The following is a 17045-nucleotide window of genomic DNA, read 5'->3' as shown; positions in this document are numbered from 1 at the left end:
ACTTAATCTATTAAGTTGTATTAAATTTTTAAAAAATTATTTATAAATACAATCTGTTAATAATCAGAAATTTGAAGTCATTTTGTTTGGGGAATAAATCATTAAATTTAAAATCCTGAAGCCTTATCATCACCTCTAAAATCTGCACCTCCTTCTAGTTTTCCGTCAGGCAGAACTAAAATGGCATCTACTTTTCCAATTACTGGAGTTGTCTTTTCATTGATAATATATCCTTTTGATTTTAGCTTTTCGAATGTTGAATTATCAAAAGTATCTGGTTCAAAAGTAATAATATCAGGCAGCCACTGATGATGAAATCTTGGAGCATTTACGGCTTCCTGCATCCCAAAATGATATTGATATACATTGATGATTGTCTGCAGAACCGAAGTAATGATTGTTGAGCCGCCTGGCGAACCAACGGCCATAAAAAGCTTTCCATTTTTTTCGACAATAGTTGGTGTCATAGAACTTAGCATCCTCTTTTGCGGTGCTATGCTGTTGGCTTCATTACCTACTAATCCAAACATATTGGGTTCGCCTGGTTTTGAGCTGAAATCGTCCATTTCATTATTTAGAAAAAAACCTAACTCATCACAATAATATTTAGAGCCAAAGCCATCGTTCAGGGTTGTTGTTGCAGCAATTGCATTACCAAATTGATCAACAATCGAATAATGAGTGGTTTCGGTACTTTCATTATAATTTATATTACCATGTTTAATTTCAGAAGATAAAGTGGCTTTATCTATATTAAAACTAGACATTCTTTGTTTTAAATAATCATCAGCCATTAACTCTTTCAGTGGCATTTTTACAAAATCGGGATCACCTAGAAAATAGCTTCTATCGGCATAAGCTCTTCGCTCAGCTTCTACAATTATCTGTATTGATTCGGCAGAATTATGTCCCATTTTGGATAAATCATATGGTTCAATCATTTTTAAGATTTGTGCCAGGCATATTCCCCCGCTGCTTGGAGGTGACATTGAAATTACCTTTAAATCCTTATAATGAAATGACAATGGGGTTCTCCACTTGGCTTCGTATTGTGCTAAATCTTTCAGGCTGATGATTGCTCCTTTTTCCTGAAGATATTTTACTAATATTTTAGCAGATTGTCCTTTGTAAAATTCATTTTTTCCATTTTTAGCAATACGCTTCAAGGTTTCTGACAGTGCAGGATATTTTACAGTATCATTTTCTTTAGAATTAGTATTGAATGTACAATTTTCGCCATTAATTTTAATGATCGCATCTTTATAATTAGCCAATGTCCGTTGCTGTTTTTTGGTAACAATAACTCCTTTTTCGGCTAATGCAATTACAGGCTTTAAAATTTCGGACATTGACATAGATCCGTATTTTTTATTAACGGCAAACATACCGGCAATTGTACCTGGAATACCAATTGCAAGAGCTGTTTCGGTACTTTTACCTTTTATAACTTTTCCGTCCTTGTCTAAAAACATATTTTTGGTTGCTGCCAAAGGTGCTTTTTCTCTATAATCCAGACAGCCAATCTCACCATTTGCTTTGCGAAATACCATGAAACCTCCACCGCCAATGTTTCCTGCAAAAGGATAAGCAACTGCCAAAGCCAGCTCGGTTGCTACCATTGCATCAAACGCATTGCCTCCTTTGCGCATAATTTCGATACCAATTTTTGAAGCTTCTTCACGTGCCGAAACTACCATAGCCTTGTCTGCTATCAGTCCTGTTGTATGTTTAATTTCATTTTGGCCAAAACAATTTATGGATATAGCCAATAGCAGAAATATTATTTTTTTCATGTTCATATAGAAAGTAATTTCTGGTGAGATTGAATTCTTATATCTTCAAAAAATGTTATGAATTCTTCTTCAAATTCAGTGTAGTATTCCCTAAGCTCATTGGATGCATACCGCATTTTGGACTCATTTTTGGTACGGGAATCCATTTGTGTCAGTATTCTGTGGATTCCTTCAATACTCTGATAGCTCATTAACCAATTATGCTCAATCATATATGGCAGCATTCCCTTGGTTCTTTCAGACAAAAGGTTATAATTGTCTCGTAGTGACTGGTAGAAATTATTTGTAAAATCATTAAGGTTTTCATCTGAATAACTGCTCCAGTTTTTGGCTAAAAAATGGTCGTACAGTACATCTGCAATTACTCCGGCATAATGATGATATTTTTCGTGCAAACGTTTGGTACTTTGCCTGAAAACAGGATGAGCATCAGTGTAAGTGTCTATAAATCGGTGCAGAATAATTCCTTTCTGGATTTCTAATGGATAGTTTTCAAAATGTTTTCCCCGGATTCCATCTGCCATGAAATTCCCGATTTTTATCAAATCGTTGTCTCCTGATAAATATATATGGGCTAAGAAATTCATTTTTTTAAGCTTTGTGTTTAGTAAAAATAGAAAACTTTATCCAAAAACTTAGCCTCTTGGTCACTTAGTTACTCAGCAACTTTTTTATATTTGTAATAAATAACCATTTAATAATATAAAATGACTTTAATAAAATCGATATCGGGAATCCGAGGGACTATAGGAGGAAAAGTGGGTGATAATCTGACTCCTGTGGATGCGGTGAAATTTGCTTCGGCATACGGAACCTGGCTAAAAAATTATTCAAAAAAGGATAAGTTAACTGTTGTTGTAGGCCGTGATGCGCGCATTTCGGGACCAATGATTCATAATCTGGTAATCAATACACTTATTGGATTAGGAATTGATGTAATTGATTTGGGCTTATCTACAACGCCAACTGTTGAAATAGCTGTACCATTGGAAAAAGCTGACGGCGGTATAATTTTGACAGCTTCACATAATCCAAAACAATGGAATGCCTTGAAACTGCTGAATGAAAAAGGTGAATTCTTAAGCGGAGCAGCAGGAGAAAAAATTTTAGAAATTGCCGAAGATGAAGCTTTCGATTTTGCAGATGTTGATAATCTAGGTCAAATAACTGTAAATGATGCTTATATGGACATTCATATCGACGAAGTATTGAATTTGCCATTGGTTGATATTGAAGCGGTTAAAGCAGCTAAATTTAAAGTAGTGGTTGATGGTGTAAATTCATCGGGAGGAATTATTGTTCCAAGGCTATTAGAATTGATGGGAGTCGAAGTGGTAAAGTTATACTGCGAACCAAACGGCCAATTCCCTCATAATCCGGAGCCTTTAAAAGAGCATTTAACCGATATTTCGGAATTGGTCGTTAAAGAAAAAGCACATTTTGGAATTGTTGTAGATCCAGATGTAGACCGTTTGGCTTTTATCAGTGAAGATGGTGAAATGTTTGGTGAAGAGTACACTCTGGTAGCTTGTGCCGACTATGTTTTGAGCAAAACTCCTGGCAACACAGTATCAAACATGTCATCTTCCCGTGCGTTGCGCGATGTGACCAATCAACATAACGGAAGCTACGAGGCAAGTGCAGTAGGTGAGGTGAACGTAGTGGAATTGATGAAGAAAAACAATGCCATCATTGGAGGAGAAGGTAACGGCGGAATCATTTATCCTGAATCGCACTATGGCCGTGACAGTATGGTGGGTGTTGCTTTGTTCCTGACACATTTGGCAAACAAGAAAATTTCAGTTTCTGCGCTGCGTGCTTCGTATCCAGAATATTACATGAGCAAAAACAAAATTGAGTTGACTCCACAGATAGATGTTGATGCAATTCTTGCTGCAATGATCGAAAAATATAAAAACGAAAATATCACTACAATTGACGGAGTAAAAATTGACTTTGCCGAAAATTGGGTACACTTAAGAAAATCCAATACAGAGCCAATTATTCGTATTTATACCGAAGCTTCTTCTCAAAAATTAGCCGATGATCTGGCCATGAGAATTATTGATGAAATAAAAGCTGTGGCTGGAATTTAAAACTGAAAAAACCGACTTTCGTCGGTTTTTTTGCCTCCTGTCGGGATGACTGGATTCGAACCAGCGACCCCTAGCACCCCATGCTAGTACGCTACCAGGCTGCGCTACATCCCGAGGTTTTGGTATGCAAATATATTTTTTTGCCGATAAAAAAAGAAATATAAAACTCATTTTCTCAAAACAAACACGCTTTTTTCTTAGAGCTGAAAGAATAGCTGTTTTTGACGGCATAGTTTCCTGATTTTTGTTGCAATTCATTCACAAAAAGAGGCTGTGATTTTCACTTCAGTTATATAGAGAAATAATTGAACTTCTGGTATAACGGATTATCAAATCTGGTGCAGAAAAATAAAAAATCTATAGATTAAATAGAGATTTTCTGATCAGCAGTTTTGTTGAGTGTTTTATAAAAATACAAATCCAGTAGAAGGATAATTTAGCAATAATCAGGATTATTTTGATAAAAAACAATAAAAACACAAAGATTGGAATTTGAATTTATCCAAAAAACAATATATTTGAAGCTAAATTTATATAGGATGCCTACACCAGAAACTGCCATATCGCTAGAACATTATTTCAAGCAATTTCGTGACAATATTATTGGCATAGATCAAGAATTTGATACTCCTTATGGCCGTCAAAAAATTATATATACGGATTGGACAGCAAGCGGACGTTTATACCGCCCAATTGAAGAAAAGCTAATAAATGAGTTTGGTCCATTTGTTGCTAATACTCATACCGAAACTACAGTTTCGGGAACGGCTATGACTAAATCGTATCATAAAGCCCGGCATATAATTAAACATCATGTAAATGCCAATTCCAATGATGTTTTAATTACCGATGGAACTGGAATGACAGGTGTAGTCAATAAATTTCAGCGAATTTTAGGCTTAAAAGTTCCAGAAAACCTAACAGAGTATTTTGATATTCCAGCCGATAAAAAACCAATTGTTTTTATTTCGCACATGGAGCATCATTCCAATCAGACGTCATGGCTGGAAACTATTGCTGATGTTGAAGTGATCCCTTCCTGCGAAGAAGGCCTGTTTAGCCTTGAGAATCTTACGGCTTTATTAGAAAAACATAAACACAGAACCTATAAAATTGCTTCGATAACTTCCTGCTCGAATGTTACTGGTATTAAAACTCCATATCATGAAGTGGCTAAACTCATGCATCAGCACAATGGTGTCTGTTTTGTAGATTTTGCCTGTTCAGGACCATATGTAAAAATAGACATGCATCCCGAAGATCCCGAATCATATCTGGATGCTGTTTTCTTTTCGCCACATAAATTTTTGGGTGGGCCAGGAACTTCTGGAGTTTTAGTTTTTAATAAAAAATTATACCATAACATGATTCCTGATTGTCCGGGCGGAGGAACTGTTTCCTGGACAAATCCGTGGGGAGAACATAAATATCTGGATAATATTGAAGATAGGGAAGATGGGGGTACGCCCGGCTTTTTGCAAGTGATAAAAACCGCTTTGGCTATCCAGCTGAAAGAACAAATGGGTATCGATAATATTCTTAACCGTGAAAGGGAAATTGTTGAATATGTTTTCAATACTTTGAGTCCAGTTTCGAATATAAAAATTCTGGCCAATCAGCATCAAAATCGTTTGGGAGTAATCTCGTTTTTTATCGAAGATCTGCATTTTAATTTGGGTGTAAAGCTATTGAATGATAGATTTGGTGTCCAAACACGTGGAGGATGCAGCTGTGCTGGAACTTACGGGCATTTTTTATTGCATGTTGACCAAGAAACCTCTAATAAATTAATTGACGAAATCAGTCTGGGAGATTTAATCCGAAAACCAGGCTGGATCAGGATGTCAATCCATCCAACCACAACCACTGCCGAAATTGAATATGTATGCAGCAGTATCAAATCATTAGCAGAAAATCATAAAAACTGGTCACTAGATTATGACTATAATAAAGATACCAACGAGTTTATTCATAAAAATGCACAGGAATTTGAAGATACGCTAGTACAAAATTGGTTTAAGCAATAAAATCCTAATGTTTTTTAAATAAAATAAACAAAAAATCACTTTTCATATATTCTGAAAAGTGATTTTTCGCATAATAGAACTTTTAATTTTCTTAAATCAAAAGGTCCAGATTTATTCGCTCTCTCTTCTATATTTCCATCTTTTGTGTGTCCATAAATAAAATTCTGGAGCTTCGTAGATCTGTTTTTCCAAAAGTTTTAAATATTGGTCTGTCAATTCAAAATTAGGAACTTCTTTCGGATTGTCTGACAAAAGTTCAAGAGTAGCTTCATAATGCCCACGCTTTACTTTTTTGGTATTCAGATAAATCAAATTCATGTTGTATCTTTTGGAAAGCATCTCTGCTCCAACATGTACAGGCACTTCAATTCCCATGAATTTGGACCAATGCAGTGCACCCTTTGCTTTGGGAGATTGATCGCTGGCAAAACCATATAATGCCAAAATATTATTTTTGTTGTTATTGATTATTGTGGGTACTGTCTGTTTAGTAGTGATTAATTTAGCATTGAATTTGGAACGTATTTTATGAACCAATTTGTCAAAATAGGGATTTTTAATCTGTTTGTAAATTCCGTAGCCAATAAAATCAGAGTAGTAATTCATGGAGATAATCCATTCATAACTAGCATAGTGTGAACATATTATTGCAACGCTCTTTCCTTGCTTTTCTATTTCTTTATACATGTCTATGTTCTTGAAAACAAACCTTTTGCAGATTTCTTTTTTAGAGATGTTCATTGTTTTAATCATCTCCAGAAACATATCACACATATGATGATAGAATTTTTTTTCTATAACCAATCGTTCTTTATCTGTAAGTTTTGGGAGTGCAATTGCTAGATTTTGCCGAACCGTTTTTTTGCGATATCCAATAATCCTGTAAACAAAAAAATAGACAATATCTGAAAAAAAATATAGTAATCTAAAAGGAAGCATAGAGATACTCCATATAAGAGGATAGGCAAGCAAATAAACAATGTACTGCATCTAATGAAAGTTTATGCAAATATAAATAAATAATATTTCCTTTATATTTATTGAAAACTTAGAATAGACAGCTGTGGTAATTTTATGTTTTTTTTAGGAAATTTATCGGCAATGCTTCCATCTTTTGTGTGTCCATAAATAATATTCCGGAGCTTCATAGATTTGCTGTTCGACTAATTTTAGGAAATGGTCTGTAACTTCATAGTCCGGTACTTGTGCAGTATTCTCAGAAAGGATTTCCATAGTAGCTTCATAATAGCCACGCTTTACTTTTTTTGTTTTCAGAAAAATAACATTCATATCGTATTTTTTCGATAACATTTCGGCACCAGTGTGAACAGGTACTTTTATTCCCATAAATTTTCCCCAATGATAGGCACAGTTTTCTTTTGGAGATTGATCACTGGCAAACCCGTATACTGACAATATTTTATTTTGGCAGTTTTTTTCAATTGTAGCTATTGTCTCTTTCGTTGTTATCAGCTGTGCATTAAATTTGGAGCGGATTGTATGTATCAATTTATCAAAATAAGGATTTTTTATCTGCTTATAAATCCCAAAACTTTTAAAAGTGGTATAATAATTCATAGATATAACCCACTCATAACTGGCATAATGAGCACACATTATGGCAATGCTTTTTCCTTTTTTTTCTAAATCGGCATAGACTTCAAAATTTTTAAAAACGTATCTTTTACAGATTTCTTCTTTCGAAATATTCATCGTTTTAATCATTTCAAGAAACATATCACATAAATGATGGTAAAATTTCTTCTCAATAATCAATCGCTCTGCATCAGATAAGTGCGGCAATGTCAAAGCTAAGTTCTCCCTCACTGTTTTTTTTCGATAACCTACAATTTGATACAGAATTATATATACAAAATCCGAAAAGAGATATAATAACCGAAATGGGAGCATTGAAATACACCATAATAAGGGGTAAACAATAAGGTAAATTAGGTATTTCATTTTTTTAATTTGGCCAAATATAGTTTATTAATTTACTTTTAAAATACTTTGATCATTTAAATCATTCATTTAACATATTAATAAATAACAAACCCTTTTTAAAATAAGAATTACCTTTAATTCATTGTTAACGGTAGTATCTGGATATAAAATATTAGTTAGCTTTACAGTGAATTTAAAAAAAATACACCTATTTATGAATATCATTTTAATTGCAGTTATTGCTGCAAATGTATTAATCAGCTACAAAGGATTTAATGATCACTCTTTTTTTAGAAAATATGAGTTTCACGTAGGAAGTATTCGTGCTGGAGAACAAATCCGAATGCTTTCGTCAGGATTTCTCCATGCCGATATAGGTCATTTATTGTTCAATATGCTGACCCTTTATTTTTTTGCACCGGTAGTTTTTAGCTTTTTGGGCACATTTTCATTTTTGCTTGTCTATTTTGGAAGCTTAATTTTTGGCAGTTTATTGACAATGTCGTTTCATAAAGATGATTATGGCTATAGAGCTGTTGGAGCTTCGGGTGCAGTAACAGGTGTACTGTATTCGGCTATTTTATTACAGCCTGACATGATGTTAGGTTTGTATTTTATAATTCCAATCCCTGCTTATTTGTTTGGTATACTATATCTGCTGTATTCAATTTATGGCATGAGAGCAAAAAATGACAACATTGGACATACTGCTCATTTTGGAGGGGCAATAGGAGGGTATTTAATAACGTTATTAAGAAATCCCGAATTAATACATGAACACACTTTAATGACAGTATTGTTAGCGATACCAATAGTTATTTTATTTGGCATGGCAAAAATGGGTAAACTTTAAAAAAAATAATTTAAAATTAAAAGCATGAAAAAATCAATTGCACTCTTAGTCTGTTTTTTTACTTTACTGGCTTATAGTCAAGAAACAAAGCCGGTTCCTCAAATAAATACTTCAGGTGAAGGAAAAATTAAAGTAGTGCCGGATCAGGTCGCCATTAAGGCAACAGTAGAAACAAAAGGAAATAATGCAAAAGAGGTTAAAAAACAAAATGACCAGCAGATGGAAGCTGTTCTGAAAGTAATCAAAAGCATGAATATTGCTCCTGCAGACTACAAAACAAAGAGAGTTTCGTTAAATCCGCAGTATGATTATGAAAAAAAGAAACATACCTATAATGCGACACAAACTATTGAAATTTTATTAAGGGATTTAGCGAAATATGATGACCTGATGGAAGGTATTGTTGATCAAGGAATTAACAGAGTTGATAATGTTACTTTTCAATCGTCAAAATTAGCACAATATCAGGCAGAAGCCCGTAAGCAAGCTATGAAAGATGCCAAAATGAAAGCTGAGGACTATGTATCAGTTTTAGGACAAAAAACTGGTGCGGCAATAACTATTACAGACAACACCCAAGTCTATTATCCTCAGCCAGTATATGCGATGAAATCTATGGCAATGGAAGCCGATACTGCAGCTCCAAGACAAACAATGGCTGCTGGCGAAATTGAGATCACTGCCAATGTGAATGTGAGTTTTAAATTGGAGTAAAGCTTAAAAATCAAAGTCCCATTACTATTGCAAAATATGATGGGGCTTTTTTTTTGCAGCGAATTTGGATTTCCAAAAAATAAACTTTTTAGCAGTAATATTTTTATCCAAAAGAATTATTATTATCGTATTTAATTTGCTGTGAAACTGCAAGCAAAGGCTTAAAACTTATTATTTTACTTATTTTGAAAGCTGGAAAGTAATAATAATTGTATATTTATAATTATTCTTAATTAGTAGCGATGATAAAAGATGATAATTTGTATACAATTCTGATTATAGAAGATAATTTAGGTGATTATTTTTTGGCAAAAGAATATCTGGAAGAAATGTTCCAGAACCTTGAAATTTATCATTGTCCAAATTTTACACAAGCAGAAAACTTTAAAAAAAGCAGTAATATAATTTTTGATGTAATACTTTTGGATTTAAGCTTGCCTGATAAGGATAAAGATTCCTTAATGAAGGAAATATTATTGCTTTTTAGCACAACTCCAATAATTGTTCTTACTGGCTATTCAGATTTTTCATTTGCAACAAAATCAATTGCATTGGGTGCATCAGATTATTTGTTAAAGGATGGCTTAAATGGAATGATATTGTACAAAAGCATTGTATACAGTATTGAAAGAAATAAACATGTATTAAAGCACGCTGCATCTGAAAAAGAATATGCGGATCTGTTTCATTTAAGCCCCCAGCCCATGTGGGTTTATGATAAAGCAAATGATCATTTTGAGGTAATAAACAATGCGGCAATAAATCATTATGGATACACAAATGAAGAATTTATAAAATTGAATTATAGTGATATTGAAGTGTTGGATTCTAATGAGGAAATGCAGGAAACAACTTCAATCTACCCCGCAAAAATAATCCAGCACAAAAAGAAAGATGGCCAGAAAATATATGTTGAGATCGTTAGCAATACAATCATATATAAAGGCAAAGAGAGGGAAGTGGTGCTGGTGAATGATATTACTGAAAATCTTAAGCATTTAGAAGCAATAAGAATCCGAAACAATGAATTAACTGAAATTCAATGGATACAATCCCACATAGTCAGGGCTCCGGTTGCGAGGATTTTGGGGCTAATTAACTTAATTACCGATGATATTGAGACCGATCTTGCCGAGGTAAAAAAGATACTTAAATATATAAATACTTCAGCAAATGAGCTTGATGATATAATTAGGGAAATTTCTGCAAAAACTGATAAATTTAAAAAGTAACCGCATAAGCTATTTGAAATCAAAGCAGTAAAGGAACCGTTTTTTGAGCAAACAATTTTCGGTAATTATGCCAGAATTTTTTGTTTCGGAATAGTGAAATAAAACTCACTGCCTAAATTAACAGCTGATTTGACCCAGATTCTGCCTCCCAATGATTCTACTATTTTTTTTGTAACAGCTAATCCCATTCCTGTACCGCTGTATTCATCTTTATTATGTAAACGCTGAAAGATTACAAATATTTTTTCAAAATATTCCTCATCAATACCAATACCATTATCTTCTACTTTAAACTCCCAATAATCGTCATCTGATGTAAACGAAATCCTGATAATTGGAGCAGTATCTTTCCTGCTATATTTTAAAGCGTTTCCAATGAGATTTTGAAATAATTGCAAAAGTGGTGATTTATGAGATTTAATAAGTGGAAGAGGCTCAATTACAGTAATAGAAGCGTTCATTTCATCAATCTGTTTGCGATAAAGGATTTTTATTTCTGTTATTAAGATATTCAAATCGATAAATTCTGCTGCTTCATTGCTTTTTCCTACCCTGGAATATTCCAAAAGATCAAGAATCAGCTGGCGCATTCTCTTTGCACCATCTACAGCAAAGTCGATATAATTTGCAGCTGTTTCATCAAGGTCGGCCCCATATTTTTTGTTGAGCAGCGTAAGGAAGCTGGTTACCATGCGTAATGGTTCCTGCAAATCATGCGAAGCAATGTAAGCAAACTGCTCCAGTTCATGATTAGAAGTAACGAGTTCAGCTTTTTGCTTTTTTAAATCTTCATTCAATTCAATCAGTCGTGTTTCATACGTTTTTCGATCCGATATATCTCTTATAAAAGCACAAAAGAATTCATCTCCATCCTGTTTTATAGGTAAGACTGTCAATTCAATTGGGAATTCTTCACCATTTCTTCTGATAGCTGACAATTGTAGCAATATGTTTATTGCTGATCCTTTGCCGGTTTTCAGGTAATTTTTTATGCCATTATCATGCATTGCCCGATATTTCGTCGGAATAATCAGCTCTGATAATACTTTGCCTAATGCTTCATCTGCTTTCCATCCAAAGATCAGATCTGCCTGTGGATTCCAAAAAGTAACTTTTCCTTCCTTATCTATGCAGATAATTGCATCTAGTGCAGCATTCATTATTAATTTGCGTCTTTCTTCGCTGTTTTTAATCTGCTCTTCTATTTTTTTTCGTTCATCTATGTCCTGAAAACTGCCATAAATTCTATTGTAATTCCCGTTTACATACTCCGCTTCGCCAATCATTCTTATCCAGCGTTCATTTCCTTTACCAGTAATAATCTGGAATTCATCATCCCATGATTTCCCCGTTTTAAATGCCCGTTTTATATATCTGTTTATGGCATTTCTGCTTTTGCCTTTTTTATAAAAACTGAGTGCTGTCTGCATATCAGGAATATATTCAGGTTCTACATCGTGAATTTCCCGGGTAATATCGGACCAAAAGAAAATGTTTTTTTGCCTGTCTACTTCCCAGCCTCCAATTCTGGCAAGCTGATTGGCTTTTTGCAATAAATCTTCTAATTCTTTCTTTTCGGTAATGTCTTTGGCTACGCCATAAATATTATTTTCCTCTTTAACATAAATAGCATTCCATGCCAGCCACTTTATATTTCCTGATTTAGTTATATATCTATTTTCAAAATAAAAAGTATGTTTGTTTTTGGGCAGATTATCTGCCTCATCTGCAGATCTGGACCGGTCATCTGGATGAATCAGATTTGTGTAAGGTACCGCAAGCAATTCTTCTTCACTGTAGCCTAAAAGTTCACATGCTACAGGATTTATTCTTTTGAAATAGCCATCTAAGCCAATTATAGCTATTATATCGGGAGCAAAATTAAATAACTGATTCAGTTCTTGTTCTAATTGCTTCCGTTTAATCTCTGGTGCTAAATAGCTGGCAAGTGATTTGAATAATGTCGTATATTTTGCACTATCATTCATCTTGTAATCAAGACCAAAAGTGATTACACCAATAATATCGCTGTTATACAGCAATGGTAATGCAATTATTGTTTTGATACCAAATTTTTCTGCTGATTTTGCGCGTACAGAATTTTTATGATGTTTCAAATCTGTCCATATTGCCATTTCTTTGGTTTTAGCAGCGATTGCTACAATACCATCTCCAGCAATGAGAGTTTCCGCAGTAGTGGATTCGGATAGAAACAGCTTTATTTTTTCGTTTGCCGAATAACAGCTCACTCTGTTAATTATACGTCTGTCTGTGGTCATAAGCCACGCTTCAGTAAAGCTGAAATGCCCAAAATCTACTATATGTTTCAGGGTTCTGTCTAATGTTTCATATAATTGTAATGATTCGTTGAATACAGCACTGATTGTGGCAATAAGTTCATTTTGAAGTTCTTCGTTTTTACGTACTGTCACATCTCTTTCAATAGCTATCCAATGAGTAAAGCCGCCATTGGCATCTGCTACAGGACTAACGGTGAAATTATTCCAGAATTCTTCTCCATTCTTTTTGTAGTTAATGATGGTAATTTCGCAGGATTCCCACATTTCAAGAGCAGTGCGTAAACGGTCTAATTCTCTCTTGTCTGATTTTGGACCCTGCAATAAGCTGGGGCTTCTGCCGATAACTTCCTCAGAAGAATAACCCGTCATTTGGGTAAAAGCTTCGTTTACATATATAATTTTTGGACAGGATTCATCAAGTGCTTCTGCTTCAGTAATCAGTACAGCGTCATAACTGTTGGTTATAACGGAACTCATTAACTTAAGGCGCTGTTCTTCTTTTTTGCGCTGGGTAATATCAGACATACTGCCGATCTTTCTTTTGACCTGCCCCGAAGCATCATATTCAATATAGGTACGATCGGAAACACTTATCCATCCTTTATTTTCGGTTTTTAGCTGGTATTCACCATAAAAAATTTCGCTTTGTGCATCGACAGCTTTCTGGAAATTTTGCAAAATGTTTTCTCTTTCGCTTGGGTGCAAACGATTTACCCACGCATCTCTTTCTGGTATTGAATTTTCTAAAGTTAGGCCAAACATCTCCTGATGTGCTAAATTTCCCCAGCCTTTATTGGTTACAAAATCCCATTCCCAAATGGCATCATTGGCGGCCTTGCCAATCAATTCAAAACGCTCATTGGATTTTCTATTGGTTTCTTCAGCATTTTTTTGTTCACTAATATCCTGCATAGCACCTACTACCCGAATTGCTCTCCCTTTGGTGTTTCTGATAATCAGTACTTTATTTAAAACATAGGCATAGGTTCCATCTGCTTTAAGATAACGGTGCTGTAAAGTCCAGTTTAGAGCATTGCTTTTTAAAGCAGCTCGGGCACTTTGCAAAATATTTTCCGCTTCTTCGGGGTGCAGCCGTTTTTGTACTTTTGCCTCATCAGATAAATCTTTATCGTTCATGTCGCCAAAAAGCTGATTGAATGTGGCTCCCCATAATACTTTATTTGTCGGTATATCCCAGTCCCAAATGGCATCAGAGGTAGCTTTGGTAACATTTTCGTACCGGAGATTGCTTTCAATCAGTTCTTTTTCCTTGAGATGGCTTTCTAAGATAACCTGCATAATGTGGCGCGCTCTTTCAATACTCTTTTCTTCGGAAACTGATGGGGCTTTTATCTCTCTGTAATAGGCAGCAAATGTTGCCAAGACTTCGCCATGTGAGTTAAAAATAGGATTTGACCAGCAGGCTTTTAGTCCATTATTACTTGCTATTTCTTTATAATTCTTCCATCGTCTATCATTGGAGATATCTGTCACTATAACTTTTTGTTTCAGATAAGCCGCTGTACCGCATGATCCAGCATTGAGACCAATTGTATTTCCATCGATAGCTTCTAAGAAATTTTGGGGTAAGCTTGGAGCTGCGACATTAAACAGCTGCTGTCCTTTTATTATCTGTAAAGAACATAACATACCCTGATTTAATTTTTCGATACCGGTTAAATATTTTCCAATAATTTCTTCTATTGCAATATTTCCTAAAGCATTCAGTTCGAGTATTTCCCTTTCTAAAATTTCTACATTGTGATAATACTTGCTTTCGGAAACATCTTTTAAAGCACCAACAATTCTGATAACCTCATTATTTTTATTTCTGATAAGATATGCCCTGTCCTGGACAAATACTTCAGTCCTGTCGGGTTTTATAATCCGGTATTCGTGATTCCAGTAATTTTCATCGCTGTTTATTGCGTCTAAGAGGCTTTTGGCAACAATAGGTTCGTCATCAGGATGAATATAATTTTTCCAGTTGGTTTCTGTTGAATTAAGAAGTGCCAAATCAAATCCGAAACTGGTTTTAAAGCCTTCACCTCTATATACTTTATTATTTAAGAGATCCCAATCCCAAATAGCATCATCGGTTGCTTTGGTGACATTTTCGTAACGCTGAATACTTTCTTTTAACTTTTCTTCAATCTTTTTGCGCTCTGTTATATCCTGAATGGTTCCATCCAGCAGAATACTTCGTTTATCAGCACTTTTCTGCAGTTTTCCAGTTTGATGAACCCATTTTATAGTGCCATCTTTCAGCAGTATCCTGTGTTCGAGATCCATTTTTTTTTCGCCCAAAAGGGCAGCATGCCGTTCTTTAATAAAAATATCGACATCTTCTGGAGGAATGGCTGCTATAAGGAGTTCAAAACTTGGTTTTATGTTTTTATTTATTTCTAAAATTTTAAATACTTCGGATGACCAGAACAAAGCACCAGTGTTTATATTCCTTTCCCAATAACCTAATTTGGCAATTCGTTGTGCACTTATCAATTTGGCTTCTCGATCCTTCAATGTCTCTAAGGCATTTTCCCGTTCTGTGACATCATTGCATACTACAATTCGGCATTTTTTTCCTTGGTAAGAAATATTATGCCCAGAGACTTCGGCCTTTATTAATTCTCCATTTTTTTTGCGGTGTGTAAATATGCCTGAGTGGAATACACCATGTTTTTTTATTCCTTCATCTATTGATTCCTGCAGTTTGAAAAACTCCTCTTTTGTTCTTAAATCTTTAAGGCTCATAGATAAAAACTCCTCTTTACTATAGCCATAATGAGCAAGTGCTGTGTCATTAACGTCTACTATTTTGAGAGTTTCTGTATCAAAAATCCAGTTGGGCAATGGGCTGTTGTAGAATAGCAGGCGATATTTCTCTTCTGAATTGATCAGTTCCTGTTTTATCTTTTTATTTTCAGTAATATTTCTGGCAAAGCAGGCAATTCCTATCACATCTCCTTTTTTATAAATAGGATTAAATGTAATGTCATACCAAATTTCTTTCTGGTCTATATAAGAAGAACTTTTTATTTCTTCGGTAAATGATTCTCCAGCCAGAACCCTCATGTAATAACACTTCCAAAAATCCAGAAAGGCTTTGGGGAAAATATTGTCTAAAAGGATGTTATCACCTACATTGATAGTAATGCCTGTGCTTTGTTTTAAGTTTTTTAGAAATGCCTGATTAGCCGCCAGCAGCTCAAAATTTTTGTTAACACTCCATATTAAATCATCTGTACTGTTAATTAATGCTTCTTTATTTCTTTTTTCGGCTTCTCCCTGATCTTCAATTTTTAGTTTTTCGGTTACATCAATTAACATAATCAATGCCATTTTTTTACTATTGTAAGTAATCAAATGACCACTAATCTCCATGAAGAGTATATCTCCATTCTTTTTTTGGTGACGGCACACATTTTTATGTGTCTGACTATTATTGGCTTCATTAACCAATGTCTTTCTTATTTTTTGGATCTCTTCTAAGGAACAGATATCTTCCAGGGTAAATGCTGAAAATTCATTTTTTGTATATCCATATTTAAGAACGGTTTCTTCATTGCAATCAATAATTTGCAAAGTTTCAAAATCAAATATAATCATTGGAGCAGGGCTGCTGTCAAAAAGAGTCTTATAGAGTTTTTCAGATTCATTTATTACATCATCCCCTTTTATTTTCTCCTCATCAGTATTGCCAATCATCAGTGACATATCTATTTCAGCATTATTCTTCTCCGAAGCATCACTTATTGTGATACAGTTATATTTTAAACCGTCTTGATCATGAAATACTGTTAGAGAAAACTGTGTAGGAAATTTTTCTCCATTTTTTCGAATACCTCTTATTGTATCTTTTGCGCTAAGCTCTTCTGTCAGATTTGGAACGGATTTATCAATACTGCCAAGAATATCTTTTATGGATAGTCTGATAAATTCTTCCTGAGTATAACCAAATATTGTTTCTGCAGTTTTATTAACTTCAAGTATGGCACCATCGGGTTTAGTAAATAAAACAGCCGATAAGCAGCTGTTTAAAAGAACTTTATATTTTTCATGAATATTTTTCATCTTGTAAAAAGA

10 protein-coding genes and 1 tRNA gene are annotated in these 17045 nt (G+C 34.4%); 5 read left to right on the top strand and 6 right to left on the bottom strand.

Going from position 1 to position 17045, the window contains the following annotated elements:
- Positions 1-107: 107 nt before the first annotated feature.
- Together ggt and ABEG11_RS14545 are read right to left on the bottom strand one after the other, a co-directional pair.
- Positions 108-1793 carry a gamma-glutamyltransferase gene (gene ggt / locus ABEG11_RS14550; RefSeq protein WP_348824897.1) on the bottom strand — a complete coding sequence of 562 codons (1686 nt, stop codon included), beginning with the start codon at positions 1791-1793 and terminating at the stop codon, positions 108-110.
- Positions 1794-1795: 2 nt separating this feature from the next.
- Entirely contained in the window at positions 1796-2380 is a 585-nt protein-coding gene (locus ABEG11_RS14545; RefSeq protein ID WP_348824896.1) for an acyl carrier protein phosphodiesterase, read from the bottom strand.
- 120 nt (positions 2381-2500) lie between these two features.
- On the opposite strand from ABEG11_RS14545, the gene glmM reads away from it, so the two are divergent.
- Positions 2501-3889, top strand: a complete 1389-nt coding sequence (gene glmM / locus ABEG11_RS14540; protein ID WP_348824895.1) for a phosphoglucosamine mutase — start codon at positions 2501-2503, stop codon at positions 3887-3889.
- 40 nt (positions 3890-3929) lie between these two features.
- Here glmM and ABEG11_RS14535 read toward each other — a convergent pair.
- A tRNA-Pro gene (locus ABEG11_RS14535) sits at positions 3930-4003 on the bottom strand.
- 425 nt (positions 4004-4428) lie between these two features.
- On the opposite strand from ABEG11_RS14535, the gene ABEG11_RS14530 reads away from it, so the two are divergent.
- Entirely contained in the window at positions 4429-5916 is a 1488-nt protein-coding gene (locus ABEG11_RS14530) for an aminotransferase class V-fold PLP-dependent enzyme (RefSeq protein WP_348824894.1), read from the top strand.
- Positions 5917-6027: 111 nt separating this feature from the next.
- Here the strand turns inward: ABEG11_RS14530 and ABEG11_RS14525 are convergent, their stop codons facing one another.
- A complete protein-coding gene (locus tag ABEG11_RS14525) occupies positions 6028-6906 on the bottom strand; it encodes a lysophospholipid acyltransferase family protein (RefSeq protein ID WP_348824893.1) in 879 nt (292 codons plus the stop codon).
- 102 nt (positions 6907-7008) lie between these two features.
- Positions 7009-7878 (bottom strand): lysophospholipid acyltransferase family protein, encoded by an 870-nt coding sequence (locus tag ABEG11_RS14520; RefSeq protein ID WP_348824892.1) that lies wholly within the window; start codon positions 7876-7878, stop codon positions 7009-7011.
- Positions 7879-8074: 196 nt separating this feature from the next.
- On the opposite strand from ABEG11_RS14520, the gene ABEG11_RS14515 reads away from it, so the two are divergent.
- The 3 genes from ABEG11_RS14515 to ABEG11_RS14505 all read left to right on the top strand — a co-directional run bounded on the left by ABEG11_RS14515 (position 8075) and on the right by ABEG11_RS14505 (position 10659).
- Positions 8075-8713 (top strand): rhomboid family intramembrane serine protease, encoded by a 639-nt coding sequence (locus ABEG11_RS14515; RefSeq protein ID WP_348824891.1) that lies wholly within the window; start codon positions 8075-8077, stop codon positions 8711-8713.
- Positions 8714-8737: 24 nt separating this feature from the next.
- On the top strand, positions 8738-9427 hold the full coding sequence (locus ABEG11_RS14510; protein ID WP_348824890.1) for an SIMPL domain-containing protein: 690 nt from the start codon (positions 8738-8740) through the stop codon (positions 9425-9427).
- 242 nt (positions 9428-9669) lie between these two features.
- Complete coding sequence (locus tag ABEG11_RS14505; protein ID WP_348824889.1) at positions 9670-10659, top strand: response regulator; 990 nt, start codon at positions 9670-9672, stop codon at positions 10657-10659.
- Between the two features lie 65 nt (positions 10660-10724).
- Here the strand turns inward: ABEG11_RS14505 and ABEG11_RS14500 are convergent, their stop codons facing one another.
- Positions 10725-17033, bottom strand: a complete 6309-nt coding sequence (locus ABEG11_RS14500) for a PAS domain S-box protein (protein WP_348824888.1) — start codon at positions 17031-17033, stop codon at positions 10725-10727.
- Positions 17034-17045 lie beyond the last annotated feature (12 nt).

Source organism: Flavobacterium aestuarii, from assembly GCF_040049115.1.
In the GTDB taxonomy this organism is placed as follows: domain Bacteria; phylum Bacteroidota; class Bacteroidia; order Flavobacteriales; family Flavobacteriaceae; genus Flavobacterium; species Flavobacterium aestuarii.
This window is presented reverse-complemented; position numbering and strand designations above follow the sequence as displayed.

What these genes read in the sequence shown, in the direction of transcription:
- ggt (WP_348824897.1), bottom strand. Translation starts at nt 1,793, where the DNA reads ATGAAAAAAATAATATTTCTGCTATTGGCTATATCCATAAATTGTTTT.
- ABEG11_RS14545 (WP_348824896.1), bottom strand. Translation starts at nt 2,380, where the DNA reads ATGAATTTCTTAGCCCATATATATTTATCAGGAGACAACGATTTGATA.
- glmM (WP_348824895.1), top strand. Translation starts at nt 2,501, where the DNA reads ATGACTTTAATAAAATCGATATCGGGAATCCGAGGGACTATAGGAGGA.
- ABEG11_RS14530 (WP_348824894.1), top strand. Translation starts at nt 4,429, where the DNA reads ATGCCTACACCAGAAACTGCCATATCGCTAGAACATTATTTCAAGCAA.
- ABEG11_RS14525 (WP_348824893.1), bottom strand. Translation starts at nt 6,906, where the DNA reads ATGCAGTACATTGTTTATTTGCTTGCCTATCCTCTTATATGGAGTATC.
- ABEG11_RS14520 (WP_348824892.1), bottom strand. Translation starts at nt 7,878, where the DNA reads ATGAAATACCTAATTTACCTTATTGTTTACCCCTTATTATGGTGTATT.
- ABEG11_RS14515 (WP_348824891.1), top strand. Translation starts at nt 8,075, where the DNA reads ATGAATATCATTTTAATTGCAGTTATTGCTGCAAATGTATTAATCAGC.
- ABEG11_RS14510 (WP_348824890.1), top strand. Translation starts at nt 8,738, where the DNA reads ATGAAAAAATCAATTGCACTCTTAGTCTGTTTTTTTACTTTACTGGCT.
- ABEG11_RS14505 (WP_348824889.1), top strand. Translation starts at nt 9,670, where the DNA reads ATGATAAAAGATGATAATTTGTATACAATTCTGATTATAGAAGATAAT.
- ABEG11_RS14500 (WP_348824888.1), bottom strand. Translation starts at nt 17,033, where the DNA reads ATGAAAAATATTCATGAAAAATATAAAGTTCTTTTAAACAGCTGCTTA.